General features: G+C 34.5%; 16 protein-coding genes and 1 riboswitch. Of the genes, 10 read left to right on the top strand and 6 right to left on the bottom strand.

The features are described 5' to 3' along the window. The 3 genes from BM383_RS09060 to BM383_RS09050 form a co-directional block, all read right to left on the bottom strand. Entirely contained in the window at positions 1-789 is a 789-nt protein-coding gene (locus BM383_RS09060; protein ID WP_093024811.1) for a hypothetical protein, read from the bottom strand. Between the two features lie 80 nt (positions 790-869). Continuing rightward, complete coding sequence (locus tag BM383_RS09055) at positions 870-2,117, bottom strand: BamG family beta-barrel-assembly machinery protein (RefSeq protein WP_143106385.1); 1,248 nt, start codon at positions 2,115-2,117, stop codon at positions 870-872. Continuing rightward, positions 2,104-3,429: a DUF4270 family protein gene (locus BM383_RS09050; protein WP_093024809.1), complete on the bottom strand. Its 1,326-nt coding sequence runs from the start codon at positions 3,427-3,429 to the stop codon at positions 2,104-2,106. The genes BM383_RS09055 and BM383_RS09050 overlap by 14 nt, the downstream gene beginning before the upstream one ends. 318 nt (positions 3,430-3,747) lie before the next feature. On the opposite strand from BM383_RS09050, the gene BM383_RS09045 reads away from it, so the two are divergent. From BM383_RS09045 to BM383_RS09015, 7 genes are all read left to right on the top strand, one after another. After that, positions 3,748-4,737 (top strand): Kelch repeat-containing protein, encoded by a 990-nt coding sequence (locus tag BM383_RS09045; RefSeq protein ID WP_093024895.1) that lies wholly within the window; start codon positions 3,748-3,750, stop codon positions 4,735-4,737. A gap of 108 nt (positions 4,738-4,845) precedes the next feature. Then, positions 4,846-5,199: a DUF4907 domain-containing protein gene (locus BM383_RS09040; protein ID WP_093024808.1), complete on the top strand. Its 354-nt coding sequence runs from the start codon at positions 4,846-4,848 to the stop codon at positions 5,197-5,199. A 206-nt stretch (positions 5,200-5,405) separates the two neighbouring features. After that, the gene (locus BM383_RS09035) at positions 5,406-6,293 is read left to right on the top strand and encodes a sensor histidine kinase (protein ID WP_218157927.1); all 888 of its coding nucleotides are present in this window, start codon (positions 5,406-5,408) and stop codon (positions 6,291-6,293) included. After that, entirely contained in the window at positions 6,290-7,021 is a 732-nt protein-coding gene (locus BM383_RS09030; protein WP_093024806.1) for a LytR/AlgR family response regulator transcription factor, read from the top strand. The genes BM383_RS09035 and BM383_RS09030 overlap by 4 nt, the downstream gene beginning before the upstream one ends. Positions 7,022-7,165: 144 nt before the next feature. Next, positions 7,166-8,062, top strand: coding sequence for a GLPGLI family protein (locus tag BM383_RS09025; RefSeq protein ID WP_093024805.1), 897 nt, complete (start codon positions 7,166-7,168; stop codon positions 8,060-8,062). A gap of 13 nt (positions 8,063-8,075) precedes the next feature. Continuing rightward, positions 8,076-10,778 (top strand): carboxypeptidase-like regulatory domain-containing protein, encoded by a 2,703-nt coding sequence (locus BM383_RS09020; RefSeq protein WP_093024804.1) that lies wholly within the window; start codon positions 8,076-8,078, stop codon positions 10,776-10,778. A 296-nt stretch (positions 10,779-11,074) separates the two neighbouring features. Further along, complete coding sequence (locus BM383_RS09015; protein WP_093024803.1) at positions 11,075-11,671, top strand: HNH endonuclease family protein; 597 nt, start codon at positions 11,075-11,077, stop codon at positions 11,669-11,671. 56 nt (positions 11,672-11,727) lie between these two features. Here BM383_RS09015 and BM383_RS09010 read toward each other — a convergent pair whose 3' ends face one another. Then, on the bottom strand, positions 11,728-12,789 hold the full coding sequence (locus BM383_RS09010; RefSeq protein WP_093024802.1) for an NADH:flavin oxidoreductase: 1,062 nt from the start codon (positions 12,787-12,789) through the stop codon (positions 11,728-11,730). A 102-nt stretch (positions 12,790-12,891) separates the two neighbouring features. Here BM383_RS09010 and BM383_RS09005 point away from each other — a divergent pair, with 102 nt between their 5' ends. Further along, positions 12,892-13,227 (top strand): winged helix-turn-helix transcriptional regulator, encoded by a 336-nt coding sequence (locus BM383_RS09005; RefSeq protein WP_245766559.1) that lies wholly within the window; start codon positions 12,892-12,894, stop codon positions 13,225-13,227. A 61-nt stretch (positions 13,228-13,288) separates the two neighbouring features. Here BM383_RS09005 and BM383_RS09000 read toward each other — a convergent pair whose 3' ends face one another. Together BM383_RS09000 and metK are read right to left on the bottom strand one after the other, a co-directional pair. Next, positions 13,289-13,870, bottom strand: coding sequence for an LOG family protein (locus BM383_RS09000; protein WP_093024801.1), 582 nt, complete (start codon positions 13,868-13,870; stop codon positions 13,289-13,291). Positions 13,871-13,880: 10 nt separating this feature from the next. Then, positions 13,881-15,131, bottom strand: a complete 1,251-nt coding sequence (gene metK, locus BM383_RS08995) for a methionine adenosyltransferase (protein ID WP_093024800.1) — start codon at positions 15,129-15,131, stop codon at positions 13,881-13,883. Between the two features lie 270 nt (positions 15,132-15,401). After that, a riboswitch (SAM riboswitch) is annotated at positions 15,402-15,510 on the top strand. A 69-nt stretch (positions 15,511-15,579) separates the two neighbouring features. Between metK and thrA the strand changes: the two genes are divergently transcribed. Beyond that, positions 15,580-18,984 carry a bifunctional aspartate kinase/homoserine dehydrogenase I gene (gene thrA, locus BM383_RS08990; protein WP_093024893.1) on the top strand — a complete coding sequence of 1,135 codons (3,405 nt, stop codon included), beginning with the start codon at positions 15,580-15,582 and terminating at the stop codon, positions 18,982-18,984. Positions 18,985-19,007: 23 nt separating this feature from the next. Continuing rightward, a complete protein-coding gene (locus BM383_RS08985; RefSeq protein WP_093024799.1) occupies positions 19,008-20,180 on the top strand; it encodes a trans-sulfuration enzyme family protein in 1,173 nt (390 codons plus the stop codon). The last annotated feature ends 84 nt before the right edge of the window (positions 20,181-20,264 follow it).

Genomic DNA, 20,264 nt, shown 5'->3' with positions numbered 1-20,264 from the left:
TTATTGTTTTTTAGGGGTTTGAAGTTTGTAATGGGTTAAAAAATCACCGGCGTAAATATACAAGGAATCATTAGTAAGAAAAATATCTCCCCCAAAATTGTTAGATAAATTTAGAATAAATGTGTTTTCTGAATTTTTCTGAAAGTAAAAAATACCACTTTCACTGGAAACTAATACATTTTCATTATTTATAGACAAACCTTTACCGCCTGTAAATGGTATGCGTTGCAGTAGAGCGCCATAAATATTGAATTTATAAATGAATTTTGTAGAAAGTAACCAACAGAAATTATAATCACTTTTCATATCAATCACGTCTTCTTGAATAGGTTGGCCAATAACCTTAGATTTTTTTGTGTTATAATTGAAAAGCTCTAATTGTTGTGTATCAGAATTAAAAATCCATAGATGTTGTTCTATAGAAGTAGTTGCGAAGGCTATGTTTTTAAAGTTTGAAAGTTGCGTGAAATTTATGGAAATTATTTCGTTGAGATTATTGTCAAGTTTTACTACCGTATTAAAATTTTTATAAAATAAAGTGAGTTCTAAAGGATTGAGGAGGTCAACGTTATAAATAGCTCCAAGCCCAACGTTTTTATATTGAAACTTTTGCTGATTTCCGGTTTTATAAAGCGTATTGTTTTTGCTGCTATAAATATATTTAAAGGAATCTTTACCCCAGAAATGATCAACAGATAAAAATTCTTGATCTTGTTTTGTGACCGTTAGTGTATCAGTTTGTGAAAAGCACTGAAAGGAGACTAATATGAAAAAAATGAAAATCCGCACCAAGCCAAATTATGAAAAAAATCAATAATATTTGGCCTAATACGGATTAATCAATAAACTAAAAAATGAAAAACTATACTCTAATTGTATTTACTTTTTACAAACCATATATTCTCTAAGCTTAAATTAAGACTAAGGAAATGATAGTTCTCTTGAATAAGGGTTGAAGAAACAACTCCTCTTTGTCCATAAGAATAGGCTAGGTTGATAAAGGAATTATTTTTATTGCTCATAGGTAAACCAAGACCAATAGTGAATCCCATATTGTTGATAGATTCATCTCGAATGTCTAGGTATCCATTATCATAATTAAAACCAATTCGATAGCGCATTCTTTGCCAATATTTATAACCTTTATTGTTGTTTAAGTATTCTAAACCGGCCCCAATAAAATCTTGATCTTTGAACGTTCCAATATTGTCTGTTTGATCTGTATTTCCCCAAAGCGATTTTCGATAATCTATATTAAAGGTGAATTTTTTGGCAAAGGTTTGTCTAAAACCAACCGTAAATTCAAAAGGTAATTTAAAACTGTCAATATCTATGTCTTCTTCAGAATCTACAGCAACTTCTGTAAGATCCACTACTTTGGTTACTTCTAAATCCTGAGAAGCATTTAGCAGTGTAGGAAATTTAACAACAGCTCCAAAACCTGTTGATTCGGTTGGGTTGTATTGTAATCCGGCAGTTGCTCTAAAATTTTTGTAGTAAGTATCTCTTGTTGTCAACAAGTAGTTTGATTCTACCGCAACCGTTTCTTTCTCTTCGATATTTCCAAAAATATATTCTAGGCCTGCACCAACATTCAGTTTATCACTTAGGTTATAACCATAATTAACTTTAATACTGTTAAGGCCTCCACTTCCTGAAACATAGCTAGTAAAAGTTCCCTGATTTCCTTCAATATCAGATTCTATTCCAACTAATTCATAACCCACGTTTGAAAATGGAGTGAGCACAATACTCATAGCAGCTTTTCTAGACACTGGAAAAGCAATGGCAAAGTTTGAAAAGTTAAAGCGAACTTTACTATCATCAGAATATCTATTTTCATAAGAATCAAATTCTGTATTAAAGCCAATATCAAACATGAAAGATTTGTTGTGAATACTAGCCAGCGAAGCAGGGTTAAGGTTGTTAATCATATAATCACTACCAAGAGCAACACCACTTTTTCCCAGGGCATTTGTTTTTCCTAAATTGGCTTCGTTAAAAACTCCCAAGCCATATAGTGAATACGGAGATCCTGTTAAATTATTTGTTTGAGCCAATGCTGTAAAAGTCATCAGCAAAAACGGTACTATATATATAAGTTTAATCTTCTTCATTATAAATAACATAGGTAAGTTCTAGAACAGCTGTGTAATTATTTGTTTCGTCATCATTCAAGATAGTTCGGTTCACAGAGGATTCGTATTCACTTGGAATCAAGGTGATGTATAAATCTTCATCTGACTCACTTGATAAGATCACATCGGTATAGGTGGTTAAAGGCAGCGAATAGTATATTTCACTAAACTCAGAATTTTCTAGAAGTGTGCCAAATACGCTACTACCGGAGTAGTCGGTAATTTCTTCAGAAATATCCATGTGCCTGTCCAGAGTATTTGCATACAGTGAATCATTAAGGAAGAGTTGATCTGAAAAGTTTTCTGAGTTGACGTAGATTTTCATAACGGCATTTAAAACAGAACCGTCGCCATCTATCTCATATAACGATTTTAAATTAGGTATTCGAATGCGAGGAGCTATACCAACACCAGCCTGAATATAGGCTGCGTTATCCAAATCTTCTGAGGAAATTAGATTTTCTTGATCATTTGTAATAGATGCTAAAATTGTAGAAGATCTGTCTGCTTCTATATGATTAAAATATGTTGCGGGAGTAGAAGTAGCGCTTATAATTAAATCAAAATACTGTTCAATATCCGATACGTCTTCTGGTACTCTATAATACACTCTAATCATTGTTTCTTCGGTATCTACAGAGAATCCAAGTACAGAACCATTCGTGTTGTCTTGTGATTTCACGGTAATTCCTTTAAAGTTTTCTCTAAACTCATCAAGGTCTGTAATGTCATTTCCTTGAATTTGATCAAATAGATTATATCCAAATTCATCATCAAGTTTAATTCTTATCGAATCACCATCCATTGGACGAGGCATAAAACTATGACTACCCAAGGTTTCGTTCTCATTGTAGTTTAGCGTGCTTGTGTTGTAGAAATACGTTTCATCATTATAAGGTTCTATACGTTCTGTAACTTCATGAACATCAAAAGTCATTTGGTTAAGCGTGTCATTATAATAGTAATTGTCATAAGCCATGATAAGTACAATACTGTCATAAACACCTTCGTTGTCTATATCGTATGATTCTGGGATCATTTCTATAAAACTTTGTGAGCTTGTTTTTCCAAAAGTTTCATCGGTATAGTTTCCCACCAAAATTCGATCGCCCAAAGGCATTTGAACACTGTCAAATTTGAAAGTTGTAAATTCTAGATCAAAGGTGTCTAGTTTCAATACACGTACATTTGTGTCTGTAAATGTTTCCCCGGCTTCTAGTGTAATATCGTCTGCAGTATTACATGCAATTACTGCTAGAATAAGCAGCGCCAGCCACATCAATTTCTTCATAAGTTTTTCAATTTGCTTCAAATGTATTTGCTTGCGCGCTTATATAAAACCATAATATACATAACCAAGGATTTGACAGATGTATGACGGTATTTTATATATAAAAAAAAATAGCGAGTTAATCGATTGAAAACCTTTGTTTGTAGTGATAAACCCTTTTTTGGTCTAATTCATTTTACGTAGAAAATTCAGCTGAATAGATTTGCTCAAGAATCGAAAAAGAAATGCTTTAAATACTCGAAATACGTAGCGTTTTCTGATTCCAAATATACAGGGATAGAATTAAAATTAAATAACTCAAAAATTTATAGAATGACAATGAAAAAACTAAATACCCTAAAGGTGTATTCCTTAGCATTAATGGCAGGTTTAGCTTTTGTAAGCTGTAGTGATGATGATGATGATATATTAGGTAACTGGGTAGAACGCTCTGTTTTTGATGGAACACCTCGTAGTGGAGCCGTTTCATTTATGATTGATGGAACTGGATATGTAGGTACTGGTTATGATGGAGATGATTACCTAAGTGATTTCTGGGAATACAATGTGGAAGGAGATTATTGGCAACAACGTGCAGACTTTATAGGTTCAGCTCGTAGCGCGGCAGTTGGATTTTCAGTAGATAGTAAAGGATTTATTGGTTCAGGATATGATGGGATCGATGAATTAGGAGATTTTTTCTCTTACGATCCTTCTGCAAACTCTTGGACTCAAGTAGCAGATTTTCCTGAAAATCCAAGAAGAGGTGCTATCGCATTTTCTGGAGATTCCTATGCGTATTTTGGAACTGGTGATGATGGAGATAATGACAGAAAAGATTTCTGGAGGTATGATCCTTCTGCGGACTCATGGGAAGAGATTTATGGTTTTGGTGGTAACAAGCGAACAGAAGCTACTTCTTTTAGAATTGATGATGTAGTTTATATGGGAACAGGAGAGTCTAACGGATCTTACCTAGAAGATTTCTGGGCTTTTGATCTATCTGATGAAAGCTGGACAAAGCTAAATGATTTAGATGAAGAGGATGATTATGATGTAGTAAGAAGTAATGCAACAGCCTTTACACTAGGTCAATATGGTTATGTAGCTTGTGGTTATTATGGCGGAAACATGGATTCTGTATGGGAATATGACCCATCAACAGATACATGGGAAGAAAAAACAGATTATGAAGGAGTTACTAGATTAGATCCTGTATCACTTTCTAATGGTACCAATGGGTTTGTATTATTAGGACGTAACGGAACCTCTTATCTAGATGATATGATGGAATTCTATCCTTTTGATGAATATGATGATGAGGACTAATTTTTTGAGTTTTATTTAGTTCTTTAAAACCGGAGGTTCAGCGCACTTCCCCCGCCTGAACCTCCTTCTTTAAAAAAAACAATCAAAAATCCCTTAAATCTTAATGTTATGAAGAAGTTTGTGGTAATACCATTAGTAGTGATAGGTTTTCTAACTGGGGTTTATTTGTTACTAAACTTATACTTAAATGATAATTCTTCTCAGGATGATCATGTAAAGGTAGAAGTGTACAAAATAGAAGATGGTTACGCATACAAAATTTTGATAGACGATAAAATGTTTATTCAGCAAGAGTATGTGCCAAGTGTAAAAGGTTCTCATCACTTCTGTACAGAAGACGATGCAAAAAAAACAGCAAATCTTGTTAAAAACAGAATCCTTTTAAATAGAAGACCAAGCATTACAGGAGACGATCTGCAAAAGCTTGGAGTATCAGTTACATGTTTAGTAGATAAAAAATGAAAACGCTTTCGGGTAGAAAAATAATATTGATCCACGTTTTAGTTTGGTGCTGTTTTTTATTTTTCAGTGTTTTTCAGTTTTATAATGATTTTAATGGAGTACCATCTCAGTTTTATATCAAAAGTATATTCAACATTGGTATTTTTTACATTAATTATCTTTTGTTCGTCCCAAAACTTCTTTTAAAAAGAAAGTTATGGTGGTACGTGGTAGGAGTTTTTTCTTTGTTGTTGATCAATGGAATGGTAAGTAGTTTAACTGAGCCAGATTTCAAAGATTTTAGAGAAATGCCACAACAGGTGCAAAACTTCAATGGGAACGAACCAAAAATGCCCGAACCACCCAGTGATTTTCCAAAGTTTGGACCAGGTCATGATAGAGAAAGACCATTTATGTTCACCTATATTGTTCCAGCAATATTACCCTTGCTGTTAATAGTTCTTGGAGCAGTGATCAAAATGTATTCGGAATGGCGAACTACCGAAGAAACAAAAAAAGAAATCGCCGCCAAAAAAATATCTTCGGAGTTACAATTTCTAAAAGCACAATTGAATCCTCATTTTTTATTCAATTCGCTAAATACTATTTATTCGTTATCAGTAAAGCAGTCAAATGAAACTTCTGAAGCCGTAATCAATCTTTCAGAGATGATGCGTTACATGATCTATGAAGCAGATAAAGATGTAGTTTCTTTAGAAAAAGAGTTACACTACGTTCAGCATTACATTTACCTTCAACGTTTACGCCTTGTGAATAGCGAAGCAGTTACGCTGAATGTTCATGGAGATTATAGAAACAACAAAATTCAACCATTACTTTTTGTTTCTTTTATAGAGAATGCTTTTAAATATGGAACCGATTTTACGGGGAAAACTATTGTGAAAATAGTGATAGATATAAAAGATGACGGACTTTCATTTTTCTGTCAAAATATCATTGGGAAGAAAACTGTTGACAAGAAAAATTCCGGAATTGGATTGGAAAATATAAAAAGCAGGTTAAATTTATTATACCCTAACACACACAAATTAACCATTACTACAGAAGAAAACCTGTATACGGTAGATTTGTACTTAAAATTTAAAAGCTCATGAAATGTGTTATAATAGATGACGAACCGCTAGCAATAGATGTCATAAAAAGTTATTGCGAAAGAATGGATTTTTTAGAAGTTATTGGAGTATTTACCAATGCTATTGACGCCCATTCTTTGTTAAATACAGAACAGGTAGATCTTATCTTTTTAGACATAGAAATGCCACAAATAAACGGTATAGATTTTATAAATTCCATAACCAATAAACCACTGTTTATTTTTACTACAGCATATTCAGACTATGCTGTTGAAGGATTTGAACTCAATGCAGTAGACTATTTAATGAAGCCCATACCATACCACAGATTTGTAAAATCGGTATTGAGGGCAAAAGAGATAATGAATTTTAAGAACAATCAAATTACTTCGCTTATGAACACATTTCCAGCATTTGGTTCCACAACAGAAGAACCAAAACTGATTTTTTTGAAATCAGATTATGAAAACGTACGAGTAGATGTGAACGATATTAAATATGTTCAAGGTCTAAAAGATTATTTGAAAGTGAATTTAGAAAGCACTAGAAAATCTATCATTACACTTTCAAACTTTAAAGATATTTCTGAAAAGCTTCCAAAACATAATTTTGTAAGAATTCATAAATCATATCTTGTAAACATTCACCACATCAAATCGGTACAAAAAAGTAGAGTAGTTATCGGTGAAGAAAAAATACCTATTGGAGAAAGTTTTCGTAACGATTTCTTCAAAAGATTGGGTATTTAACCTAAATTAACGCTTATTAGCTGTAACACAGTTAAATATTTTATTATTTCCCCAATGGAGAATAAACCTTTTTAAAAAAGAAAGGTCTAACTGCAAAAACTCAACAGTTTTTTAAATCATCAATTTAACAAACGATACCAACGTATGAAAAAAATTGTCTTTTTAATTGCAGTAATATTTAATTATGTTACAGCCAATGCACAGGATTTTCAAGGAGTAGCTTATTATGAATCTAAGACTACTTTTGATTCTGATTTTGGAGGTCGAGGAAGAGAAATGACCGAAGAAATGAAAAAACGTATTGCCGAAAGAATGAAGAGTATGTTTGAAAAAACATATATTCTTACCTTTAATCGTTCAGAGGCAACCTATCAAGAAGAAGAAAAATTAGAAACACCAGGTCAAGGCGGTGGCGGACCAAGGTTTGGAGGCTTCAATTCTTCTGGAGATTATTACAAAAATGTTAAGGAGACTAGGTTTACAAACCAAAAAGAGGTTTTTGGGAAAGTATTTTTAATAAAAGATTCTTTGCCTAAACTCGAGTGGCAAATGGGAACCGAAACCAAAAAAATTGGAAATTACACTTGTTACAAAGCTACAGCCATCAGATCTGTGGATCCGTTAGATTTTAGAAGCATGCGTCCACGTCCGCCAAAAGAAGATGAAGAAGAAGCGGATAAACCAGAAGAGAAAGCTCAGGATACGGTAAAAAGAAGATCTCCTCTTGATATGGTAGAAACACCTTCAGAAATTACAGTAACAGCTTGGTATACACCAGAAATTCCTGTGAATATGGGGCCGGGAGAATACAATGGATTACCAGGATTAATTTTGGAAGTAAGTGCCGACAAGACGACAATTTTATGCTCAAAAATAACTTTGAATCCTGAAAATAAAGAGGAAATCAAAGAGCCTTCAAAAGGAAAAGAAGTAACTCAAGAAGAGTTCAATGAAATTCTTAAAGAGAAAATGGAAGAAATGCGCGAACGTTTCCAAGGAGGAAACGGTAGACGTGATGGTGGTGGAAGAAGACCATTTTAATCTTTAGAGAACTATGAAAAAAATACTTTTTATCCTTGTAGGTATGGTCTGTACCATGGCTATGAATGCGCAAAATATTACCGTAAAAGGAACTGTTAAAGATACTGAAGGTAGCTTGCTAGAGATGGCAAATGTGATTGCTATAAACAACGAAACCAAAGGAATAGACGCTTTTGGGATCACAAATACAGACGGTAAATACAAATTAACGCTCAAATCTGGAGCAGCGTATACTCTTAAAGTTAGCTTTTTAGGTTTAAAGAATATTGAAGAATTATTCACAGCTCCAGAAGATGATGTTACCAAAGATTTTGTAATGGAGGAAGCTCCAAATCAGTTAGACGAAGTTGAGGTGACCTATGAAATGCCGGTAACGGTGAAAGGTGATACCATTGTGTATGACGCTGATTCTTTTTCTAACGGAACAGAAAAAAAATTAGAAGATCAACTTAAGAAACTTCCTGGTTTTGAAATTAATGATGATGGTCAAATAGAAGTTGAGGGAAAAACCGTTACCAAAGTAATGGTGGAAGGAAAAGACTTTTTTGATGGAGATTCTAAGTTAGCTTCTCAAAATATTCCTGCAAATGCAGTTGATAAAATTGAAGTGTTGCGCAATCATAATGAAGTTTCGCAATTAAAAGGACTCACCAATGATGAAGATAATATTGCGCTTAATATCAAATTGAAGGAAGGGAAAAAGAATTTTTGGTTCGGAGATATTACTGCGGGAGTTGGTTTAGATGAACGCTATTTAATTCATCCAAAGCTCTTTTACTACAGTCCAAAATATAGTATCAATATTATTACCGATTTGAATAATATTGGTGAATTGCCTTTCACCATGAGGGATTATTTCAATTTTACCGGCGGGTTCAGAAATTTAAACAATAGAGGAGGAACAAGTTTTAGTGTTTCTTCAAATGATTTGGGATTAAGTACGCTACAAAACAATAGAGCCAAGGAAATAGATACCAAATTTGGAGCAGCCAATTTCAGTTATTCTCCAACGGATAAATGGGATTTAAGCGGATTTTTAATTTATTCCTATTCAAAAACAGATTTAGAACAGCAACGTTTCAGACGTTTTACAGATCCTGATAACGAAACCAATGCTGTAGGCGATGAAGAAGATGCTTATACCAATACACTTCAGAAAAGTCAATTAGGCTTGGCTAAATTAAGTTCTACCTACAAGCCGAATGAAAACCTACAATTTGATTATGATGCTTTGCTGAAGTCTTCTGATGGTGAGGAAAACTCTAGTGTTTTATCTATTGCGAGTACTACAGACCAGATTTACGAAAATAAATCACAGAAGCCTATTTCATTCAATCAAAATGCAAACTTGTATTATACATTGAATGATAAGAATATTTTTTCGGTAGAAGCTCAGCATTTATATCAAGATGAAGATCCATTTTACAATGCTATTCGAGAAGAACAACCGTTTGTGGGTATAGTGCCCACAGATGATTCACAAAGTAATTACAACATCAATCAGGCAAAGAAAGTGGAAACAAGTAAAGTGGATGCAAAGGTTGATTATTACTATGTAGCTACACCAAAATCTAATTTGAATTTTACTTTGGGAACCATACAAAGTCATCAAAGTTTCAATTCTTATATTTTTCAGATTTTAGATGATGATACTACCTTGGATTTTGATGATGAAGAGTTGAACAACAATAATGTGTCATATAATTTTTCAGATTTGTATGCTGGTTTTCATTACAAAGCCATAGCAGGAAAATTTACTTTTAATCCTGGTTTTACAGTGCATTCGTATAAAGCAACGAATGAACAATTAGGGACTGCAGTCTCAGATGAGCTAGTTAACATTGTGCCCGATGTTTATGTGAATTTTCAAATGAAGAAATCACAAAGTCTACGATTCAATTATGCAATTAGCAGGCAGTTTACAGATATCAACAGTTTTGCTCAAGGATATGTTTTTAGTAATTACAACAGTATGTATAGTGGAAACAGAGATTTAGAAAGTGCCTTGTATCATACTGTTTCTTTGAATTTTTTCAGTTTCAATATGTTTAATTTCACTAATATTTTTGCCAATGTTAGTTATAGTAAACAGTTAGATGCTTTTAAAAATAGCAGTGCAATTACCGGTATTAACCAAGTAAGCTCTACTATAAATTCCAATTTTGCAGATGACAATTTATCCTTCAATGGACGATATCAGCGTACGTTTTGGAAGTTGAAAGTAGCCACTGGAGCCAATGTCTCTTATGCTAGAAGAAATAACATTGTAAACTTAGAGAGAAGCGTTTCAGAATCGTTATCACAAAGCTATAATGGAAGTGTAGCTACCAATTTTAGAAAAGCACCTAATGTAGAAGTAGGTTATAGCTATAGCGTAAATGACTTTAATAATGGTGGTTCTAAAACTATTAATTATACCGATAAACCTTTTGTAAAGTTTGATGCTGCTTTCTTAAACGGATTTATTTTTGTAGCAGATTATGATTATTACCATTTCAGGTCTAAAGACGGTACATCTAATAATGAATATGATTTTCTAGATACTGAGTTGTCTTATCAAAAGCCAGATACAAAATGGGAATATAGCATTGCAGTAACTAATTTGCTTAATACAAAAAGTTTAAATCAAGCTAGTTTTAGTGATTTATACAGCACTACTTCACAATATTTTGTACAGCCACGTTATGTAATGCTAAAAATAAAGTTTAACCTTTAGTCTGTATTGGAAATATTTAAAAATGCATTCTGACACCTAGTTATAGTCAGAATGTATTTTTTTAAAAGAAAAATAAATTCGATAAAATGCAGGTATTTAGCGGTTTAGTGTTAAATCTGTTATATTAAAATTAACGTGTTTTCTTATTTTTCATAAAATTTTCTTAAAATTTTTATATTAAAAAGTTCGTCGCTTGTTTTTACTTTTAAAGTGTTATATTAGCATAACATTTAAACAACAATCCCCTTTAATGTTGTTAGAAATTAAAAGTTTTAACTCTACAAACCCTTATTTAAATGATTAGAAACTATTGGAATGAAGACTGGAAAGATCTTCAGTTTGATGACAAGGTAGCGGAGTCTGAAAAATTCAAAATTTCCAACTATGGAAGAATTAAAGACTGCCGTGGAGATGAAGAGAAATTGGTTACCCCAAAGTACGTTAACGGCTACGAGAAATTGACAGTACGTCTAGATCCTGAGTTCGTTAAAGAAAAACAAGCCAAGACCAAGAAGAAAGTAAATAAGTTTACTACCCGTTACATCCACAAACTAGTTGCGGAGCACTTTTTGGAGAAAGAAGAAGGAAAAGAATATGTGATTCACTTAGATTACCACAAGAAAGACAACAAAGTTGAAAACTTAAAGTGGGCTACTAAAAGAGAAAAAGAATTACATCAATTCTCTAATCCGGAGTTCAAGAATATAGATAGAGGAGACCGAATCAAATATTCTAAACTAACAGAAGGAAAAGTAAAAATTCTTAAGAAAAAATTACTAGATCCAAACAGAAGAACGCGTTTACGTATTCTAGCAAAGCAATTTGGAGTTTCTGAAATGCAGTTGTACAGAATCAAAACCGGTGAAAACTGGGGTCATGTAACAATAGACTAAAAGTAACAAAGAATAAATTTTAAGCCCCGAATGATACATCATCGGGGCTTTTTTTTTTAAGAAAGGGTTTGTAGGCTTTGAGCAGAAAAAGATTCTAATGCTTCAAATTGCGAATTTTTAACCTTTTTAACCCAGTTTGGATCTTGTAATATAGATCTTCCTATGGCTACGAGGTCAAATTCTCCTTTTTGATGTCTTTCAATTAGCTCTTCAATACCATTTGTTTGGCTTCCTTGGCCAGTCCAAACTCCCATGAAATCACTAGAAAGACCTACAGAACCTACCGTAATACTTGGTTGTCCAGATATCTTTTTCAGCCATCCTGCAAAATTTAGATGAGAACCTTCAAACTCAGGTTCCCAATATCTACGTTGAGATCCATGAAATATGTCTACTCCTGCATCTGTTAGTGGAATAATCCAATCTTCAAGTTCTTTGGGCGTATGAGCCAATTTTACAGTGTAATCTTGTTGTTTCCATTGCGATAAACGAAGAATGATTACAAAATCTGGTCCTACAGCTTCACGCATAGCTTTTACAACATCTACAGCAAACTTACTTCTCTCTTTTAATGTTTTTCCTCCGTAGCTGTCTTCTCTGTTATTAGTTCCTTCCCAGAAAAATTGATCTATTAAATAACCATGAGCTCCATGTATTTCTAAAGCATCAAAACCTAAATTCTTTGCATTTTTGGCTGCTTCTGCAAATGCCTGAATTGTGTTTTCTATATCTTTAATAGTCATGGTATCTGGGCTTTCTAATGGAGCTTCCGGTAACCAGTCACCCGCTTTTGTATTTCCTACATGCCATATTTGTGGCGCAATTTTTCCTTGTTCTTTATGTACCGTGTTTACTACGTTTTTCCATCCTTCAAGAGATTCAGTTCCATAGAAATTAGGAATATCTTTCAGGTTTTTAGAAGCTGGCCTATTAACTACAGTACCTTCAGTTAGAATAAGACCAACCTCACCAAGCGCTCTCCTTTTATAGTAATTGGCAATTTCTTGGTTAGGAATCCCATCAGTAGCAAAAGCTCTGGTCATTGGAGCCATAACAAACCTATTTTTAAGGGTTAATCCTTTGTATTGAAACGGGGAAAACAATGTATCTAAATTCATACTAAATATATTTATGATATTATAAGTATCAAAAAGTAACTAACAATAGTTTATATTTGTAACTATTGATGTTTTATTCTAGTAACCTTAAAGTAACTAATAATGAAAAATGAAGGCTTTAGATATAGTGATTGTCCAATGCATAGATCAATGGCTATTTTGGGTACAAAATGGAAACCTATTGTAATTTATGCCTTGAGGGAAAGAACAGCACGTTTTGGTCAGTTACATGCTTCTATTGGTAGTATTTCTAGAAAGGTTTTAACTACTACACTTAAAGAGTTAGAACAGGATGAAGTTATCTTTAGAGAGGAATTTAAAGAAATTCCTCCGAGAGTAGAGTATTCTTTAACAGAAAGAGGGAAAGCTTTATTGCCTATTATGTATGAATTAGTGAAATGGGACAAGGAATATTGTGAGATAAGCGAACACAAATAACAAAAAAGGCTTCAGAAATTCTGAAGCCTTTTTTATGTTATAAAATATTTTAAAAATAGAATTATGTTTTGTCTTTGGTAATCCACTTAGTGACCGTTGGTGCTTGATACGCTTGCATTTTAGCAAACAACGCTTCAAAACTACTGTCAACTAAAACCATTTGTCGGTACTCAGGTTTTAGAAGTTTTTTGTCAACCATGGTATCAAAAAAGGAAACTAATTCATCATAATAACCATTCAGATTCAATATCCCAATTGGTTTTTGATGCAATCCTAATTGCGCCCAAGTAAGCATTTCAAACAGTTCTTCCAAAGTTCCAAAACCGCCTGGTAAAGCAATCACTCCGTCTGAAAGTTCATTCATCATGGCTTTGCGCTCGTGCATACTTTCTACCAAATGTATTTCGGTAAGTTTTGGATGTGCTATTTCTTTTTCAGCTAAAAAAGTAGGCAACACACCAATTGCTTCTCCATTGTTGTCCAAAAAGCCGTTTGCTGTAGCTCCCATCAATCCTAATTTAGATCCGCCATAAACCAAACCAATATTTTGGTCAGCTAAAAAAGCACCCAAAGCATAAGCTTGACTTTCAAACTCAGGGTCGTTCCCAGAACTGGAACCGCAAAAAACAGCTATTCTTTTCATAACAATGGTTTTATAAACTAAACGCTTCTTTTACTTGGTCTACGTAGTCTAATTTTTCCCAAGTGAACAATTCAACTTCTGTAGTAACTGTTTCTCCGCTTGGAGAAGTAAACGTTTTGGTTACAGTTTGTGGTTTTCTTCCCATGTGGCCGTAAGCCGCAGTTTCACTATAAATAGGATTTCTTAGTTTTAAACGTTGCTCAATAAAATAAGGTCTTAAATCAAACAACTCACTTACTTTTCTAGCAATTTCAGCATCTGAAATAGTTAACTTGCTAGTTCCGTAGGTATTTACATAAACACCCATAGGTTCTGCAACACCAATAGCGTAACCAACTTGTACCAAAATTTCATCGGCAACACCAGCAGCAACTAGGTTTTTAGCAATATGTCTTGTGGCATATGCTGCACTACGGTCTACTTTACTTGGGTCTTTTCCAGAGAAAGCTCCACCACCGTGCGCTCCTTTTCCTCCGTAAGTATCTACAATAATTTTTCTACCTGTTAAACCTGTATCGCCATGAGGGCCACCAATAACAAATTTACCGGTTGGATTTACGTGATACGTAATTTCATCATTAAATAAATGTGCGTATTGTGGATGTTTTTTAATGATTCTTGGGATTAAGATTGATTTAATATCTTCCTTAATCTTAGCCAACATAGCTTGCTCTTCATCAAAGTCGTCATGTTGAGTAGACAACACAATGGTTGCAATACGAACAGGTTTGTTGTCATCGTTATATTCTAAGGTAACCTGACTTTTAGCATCTGGGCGTAAATACGTGATTTCACTATTTTCTCTACGGATTTCAGCCAATTCTTGTAATAATTTATGACTCAAATCTAACGCCAAAGGCATGTAATCTTCAGTTTCATTTGTAGCATAACCAAACATAATGCCTTGGTCTCCAGCTCCTTGTTCTTCTTTGGTAGCTTTGTCTACACCTTGGTTAATTTCGGTAGATTGCTCGTGAATGGCAGAAAGCACACCACAAGAATTTGCTTCAAACATATAAGCGCTCTTGGTATACCCAATCTTTTTAATTACGTCTCTTGCAATTTGCTGAACGTCTAAATAAGTGGTCGATTTTACTTCGCCCGCCAATATTACTTGCCCTGTAGTTACTAAGGTTTCACAAGCTACTTTCGATTCTGGATCAAAAGCTAAAAAATTATCAATAAGTGCATCGCTAATTTGATCTGCAATTTTATCAGGATGCCCTTCACTAACAGATTCCGATGTAAAAAAATACGACATAATCTTTTCTCTAATTTATTTTTAAAAAAGAAGAATGATTTGTGCTGAAAGGACGGGTCTAAAGGAGTAGTGTTACTGCTTTAGCATTTTTTTATTGAGGTCGCAATCAGTCAAATGTATCCTCGTTTGGGTGGCAAAGGTATAAAACAAATTCAAATTAAAAATTAAAAACAGCATAATATTTTCAGTTTAAAAAACTTGAGTAATTATTTGGTTTATTGCTTAAATATCTCGTTACTTTGCACCATTAAAGTTCTATTACGTTTTGTTATGTTATAAAGAAAGGCCGAGGGAATAGACCCAACGAAGCCTTAGCAACCCTTTACACGTTGTGAAGAAGGTGCTACATTCTACCGCATTTATTGTGGGCAGATAACATCAAGATTTTTTTCTTCGCTTTTCCCTATAACATACTTTACATTTATTAATGCAAAAAGTATAGTTGGTTTTGGAAAACAAATTAACAACCCTACATATTCAAAAATTTACAACCGAATGTAATCACACTTTCGATGTAATACCATTAAGCTATCAGCAGTTTGGGCAACCTTTGGGTACAGCTCCTGTAGTGCTTATAAACCACGCTTTAACAGGCAACTCTAATGTGTCTGGCAAAGAGGGTTGGTGGAATGCTCTTGTGGGTAAAGAAAAAAGTATAGATACAGATGTGTATACTATTATCTCTTTTAACATACCAGGCAACGGTTTTGATGGTTTTGTACTAGACCATTACAAGAGTTTTGTTGCTAGAGATATGGCAAAAGTATTTTTGTTAGGGTTAGCCCAATTAACCATTACAAAATTATATGCCCTTATTGGTGGGTCTTTAGGCGGTGGTTTAGCTTGGGAAATGTGTGCGCTAAACCCTAAAATTACACAACATTTAATTACCATTGCGACCGATTGGAAAGCTACAGATTGGTTAATTGCCAATTGCCAAATACAAGAGCAAATTTTAAACAATAGCAATAACCCAGTGCACGATGCTCGTATGCATGCCATGTTGTGTTATAGAACTCCAGCTTCTTTTAAAGCCAAATTTCAGCGTAGCACCAATGCCGACTTGCAAATTTTTAATGTAGAGAGTTGGTTGTTGCATCATGGTAAAAAACTGCAAGAACGTTTTCAGGTATCTGCATATAAATTAATGAATCAGCTGTTAAAAACTATAGATGTTACCAGAGGAAGGGAAGAAAATACATCTGTTTTTGAACAAATAGAAGCCGATATTCATATTGTTGGGGTAGATTCCGATTTATTTTTTTCTGCGGAAGAAAATCGTGAAACACACAGAAAATTAGCACAAAGCCGAAGCAATGTAACCTATGGCGAGATAAAGTCTGTACACGGGCATGATGCTTTTTTAATAGAATTTGAACAATTAGAAAAATTAATCACCAAGGTGTTTCCAACACCAAAATATAAAAGAATGAAAGTTGTAAAGTTTGGCGGTAAGTCATTAGCAAACGGAGAAGGATTACAAAACACCATAAATATTATTCAAGCCAAACTAGAAGCCAAAGAGCGTATTGCATTGGTGGTTTCGGCTAGGGGTAAAGCTACAGACCAATTAGAAAGTTTGCTAGAAAAAGCAGCTAGAGGTAAAGCATATCAAAAAGAACTAGAAGAGTTTAAAGCATATCAAACAGCAGTAGCCAATGTTAACCTTTCCGAAGAGTTTTCAACCATTAGCAAATTGTTAGAAGGGGTGGCCTTATTGCACGATTACAGCAAGAAGATTAAAGACAACGTGTTGTCGCAAGGCGAAATTATTTCAGGAAAAACCATTGTGCAACTATTACAAGATAAAGGGGTAAATGCTATTTTTTCTGATAGTAGACAGCTTATTGTTACAGACAATACGTTTGGTAATGCACAACCCAACCATGTACTCTCTAAAGAAAATGTAGTGAAGCACTTTGAAAAGCATAACGGTACTACAGTGCATGTGGTTACAGGTTTTATAGCAGCTACAGAAACGGGAGAAACTACCACTTTAGGTAGAAATGGTAGTAACTACACAGCTTCTTTATTGGCAAATTATTTAGATGCCGAAGAGTTACAAAACTATACACATGTAGACGGAATTTTCACTGCAAACCCAGATTTGGTGAGCGATGCAGAGATTATTAAAGAGCTGTCTTTTGAAGATGCGAACGAGCTTGCCAATTTTGGAGCAAACATTCTGCATGCAAAAACTATTATTCCGTTAATAGAGAAGAATATTCCACTACGAATTTTAAATACATTCAACGCCAAAAATCAAGGTACGTTAATTCATGCAGAGAGTAAAGCAACGGGAATCAAATCGGTTTCTACGTTTGAGAATGTGGCTTTAATCAACTTAGAAGGTCGTGGTTTGCTCGGTAAAGCAGGTGTAGATGCTCGTATTTTCAAAGCGTTAGGAGCAAAACAAATTAGCGTAAGTATTATTGCACAAGGTTCTTCCGAGCGTGGAATTGGTTTAGTGGTAGACGCCAAAGATGCTTTTGAAGCCAAAAAAGCGTTAGAAGCAGAGTTTGAACAAGACTTTTACACCAACGATGTAAGCGAAGTGTATGTAAATACACAAGTTTCGGTAATATCTATTGTTGGTCAAGAGTTGGCAACCTTTAATAAACCGTACGATGCGTTAATCAAAAACCAAATTGTACCGTTACTGTTAAACAATACGGTGACAGGTAAAAACGTGAGTTTGGTGGTAAAACGTTCGCAGGTGAAAAAGGCTATCAATATCATTCACGGAGAGATTTTCGGAATTTCTAAAAAAGTGAATTTGGTGATTTTTGGTCGCGGAACGGTTGGCGGTACATTGATTGAGCAAATCAACAATGCGCGTCAGAATATTTTAGACCGAAAAGATTTAGCGGTGAATGTTGTGGCCATTGTAAACTCGACAAAAGTGTTGTTCAACGCAGCTGGAATTACGGGTAATTGGGAACAAGATTTGGTCGAAAATGGTTTACCATATGAAAACATTGATAGCATTATTCAACTAGTAGACGAAGCGCACTTAGGAAACCTAATTGCTGTAGATGCCACGGCCAGTAAAACTTTTGTAGAAAATTACATTCCGTTAGTTAAAAACGGATTCGATCTGGTTTCAGCCAATAAAATTGCCAATACAATTTCTTTTGATTTCTATCAGGAACTGCGTGAAGTATTGAGTCAATATCAGAAAAAATATTTATACGAAACCAATGTAGGTGCAGGTTTACCGTTGATTGATACCATTAGTTTGTTGCACAATTCAGGTGAAAATATAACCAGAATTAAAGGTGTGTTTAGCGGTACGTTGAGTTATTTATTCAACACTTTTTCAGAATCAGATCAACCGTTTAGCGATGTGTTGAAAGTGGCTATCGAAAGCGGTTATACCGAACCTGATCCGCGTGATGATTTAAGCGGAGTAGATGTTGGTAGAAAGTTGTTGATTCTAGCGCGTGAATTGGAATTGCGTAATGAATTTGCAGATGTAAACATTCAAAATTTAATTCCTGAAAACTTGCAAGACACTACCGTTCCTGAGTTTTTAGAGCGTTTGGAAGAATTGAATCCGGTGTTCGATGCAATCAAAAAACAACAAAAACCTAATCATGTATTGCGTTATGTAGGCGATTTACATGGTGATTTGTTTAAAGATGACGGAGCAGAATTAGATGTAAAATTGGTTTCGGTACCAAAAGAAAGCGCATTAGGGCAGGTAAAAGGTTCCGATTCTATTTTTGAAATCTATACAGAATCTTACGGAGAACATCCAATTGTTATTCAAGGAGCAGGAGCAGGAGCTGCGGTAACCGCACGTGGAGTTTTTGGAGATATTCTTCGCCTTGCGGAAAAAAATATTCATTAATTTTAAGTTGTAAAGTAAAAGCTATGAGCGATTCAAAATATAAATTCGAAACCGAAGCGGTAAGAACCCAATCCGAAAGAACTCAATTTTCAGAACACAGTACACCATTATATGTAACGTCTAGTTTTGTGTTTGATGATGCCGAAGATATGCGTGCATCGTTTGCTGAAGAAAAACCAAAAAACCTGTACAGTCGTTTCTCAAACCCAAATACCACGGAATTTGTAGAGAAGATTTGCAAGATGGAAGGGGCAGAAGCGGGGTATGCTTTTGCAACCGGAATGGCTGCGGTTTACAACACGTTGGCGGCTTTGTTAGAAAGTGGCGATCATATTGTGTCGGCTAGTAGTGTGTTTGGTTCTACTCATTCGTTGTTTAAAAAATATTTGCCAAAGTGGAATATTGAAACGACGTATTTTAAGATAGACGAACCAGAATCTATCGAAGGTTGTATTCAACCAAATACCAAAATTATATATGCGGAAACACCAACCAATCCGGCAGTAGATATTATTGATTTGGATTTGTTGGGCGAAATTGCCAAAAAACACAATTTGTTATTGGTAATTGATAACTGCTTTGCAACACCTTATATTCAGAATCCAATTAAACACGGAGCGGATATCGTAGTGCATTCAGCAACAAAATTGATTGACGGTCAAGGTAGAGTTTTAGGCGGTGTAGCTGTTGGTAGAGCAGATTTGATTCGAGAAATCTACTTATTTGCTCGTAACACGGGTCCGGCAATGTCGCCATTCAATGCTTGGGTATTGTCTAAAAGTTTAGAAACCTTATCGGTTAGAGTAGAAAAGCATTGCGAAAATGCCTTAAAAGTAGCGCAGTTTTTAGAAGCGCATCCAAATGTAGCATCTGTAAAATATCCATTTTTACCTTCGCATCCGCAGTATAATATTGCTAAAAAACAAATGCGATTAGGCGGTAATATTGTAGCTTTTGAAATTAAAGGAGGTATAGATGCCGGTAGAAATTTCTTGAATAAAATACAAATGTGCTCCCTTTCTGCCAATTTAGGAGATACGCGTACCATTGTTACGCATCCTGCTTCTACAACACATAGTAAATTGTCTGTAGAGGAGCGTTTAGCGGTGAGTATTACCGATGGTTTGGTAAGAACTTCTATTGGATTAGAGCATGTAGACGATATTATTTCAGATCTCAATCAAGCCCTATCATAATATAATTTATAAAAGCTGTACAAAACTTAAAAGTGTGCAGCTTTTTTTTGCATTATGACAAATCTCATTATTTAACGCAATTTT

It is taken from the genome of Pustulibacterium marinum (assembly GCF_900116665.1).
GTDB classification, from domain to species: Bacteria; Bacteroidota; Bacteroidia; order Flavobacteriales; family Flavobacteriaceae; genus Pustulibacterium; species Pustulibacterium marinum.
Note: the sequence above shows the minus strand (reverse complement) of the source record. Positions and strands in the feature narration are given on the sequence as shown.

What these genes read in the sequence shown, in the direction of transcription:
- BM383_RS09055 (WP_143106385.1), bottom strand. Translation starts at nt 2,117, where the DNA reads ATGAAGAAGATTAAACTTATATATATAGTACCGTTTTTGCTGATGACT.
- BM383_RS09050 (WP_093024809.1), bottom strand. Translation starts at nt 3,429, where the DNA reads ATGAAGAAATTGATGTGGCTGGCGCTGCTTATTCTAGCAGTAATTGCA.
- BM383_RS09045 (WP_093024895.1), top strand. Translation starts at nt 3,748, where the DNA reads ATGAAAAAACTAAATACCCTAAAGGTGTATTCCTTAGCATTAATGGCA.
- BM383_RS09040 (WP_093024808.1), top strand. Translation starts at nt 4,846, where the DNA reads ATGAAGAAGTTTGTGGTAATACCATTAGTAGTGATAGGTTTTCTAACT.
- BM383_RS09030 (WP_093024806.1), top strand. Translation starts at nt 6,290, where the DNA reads ATGAAATGTGTTATAATAGATGACGAACCGCTAGCAATAGATGTCATA.
- BM383_RS09025 (WP_093024805.1), top strand. Translation starts at nt 7,166, where the DNA reads ATGAAAAAAATTGTCTTTTTAATTGCAGTAATATTTAATTATGTTACA.
- BM383_RS09020 (WP_093024804.1), top strand. Translation starts at nt 8,076, where the DNA reads ATGAAAAAAATACTTTTTATCCTTGTAGGTATGGTCTGTACCATGGCT.
- BM383_RS09015 (WP_093024803.1), top strand. Translation starts at nt 11,075, where the DNA reads ATGATTAGAAACTATTGGAATGAAGACTGGAAAGATCTTCAGTTTGAT.
- BM383_RS09010 (WP_093024802.1), bottom strand. Translation starts at nt 12,789, where the DNA reads ATGAATTTAGATACATTGTTTTCCCCGTTTCAATACAAAGGATTAACC.
- BM383_RS09005 (WP_245766559.1), top strand. Translation starts at nt 12,892, where the DNA reads ATGAAAAATGAAGGCTTTAGATATAGTGATTGTCCAATGCATAGATCA.
- BM383_RS09000 (WP_093024801.1), bottom strand. Translation starts at nt 13,870, where the DNA reads ATGAAAAGAATAGCTGTTTTTTGCGGTTCCAGTTCTGGGAACGACCCT.
- metK (WP_093024800.1), bottom strand. Translation starts at nt 15,131, where the DNA reads ATGTCGTATTTTTTTACATCGGAATCTGTTAGTGAAGGGCATCCTGAT.
- BM383_RS08985 (WP_093024799.1), top strand. Translation starts at nt 19,008, where the DNA reads ATGAGCGATTCAAAATATAAATTCGAAACCGAAGCGGTAAGAACCCAA.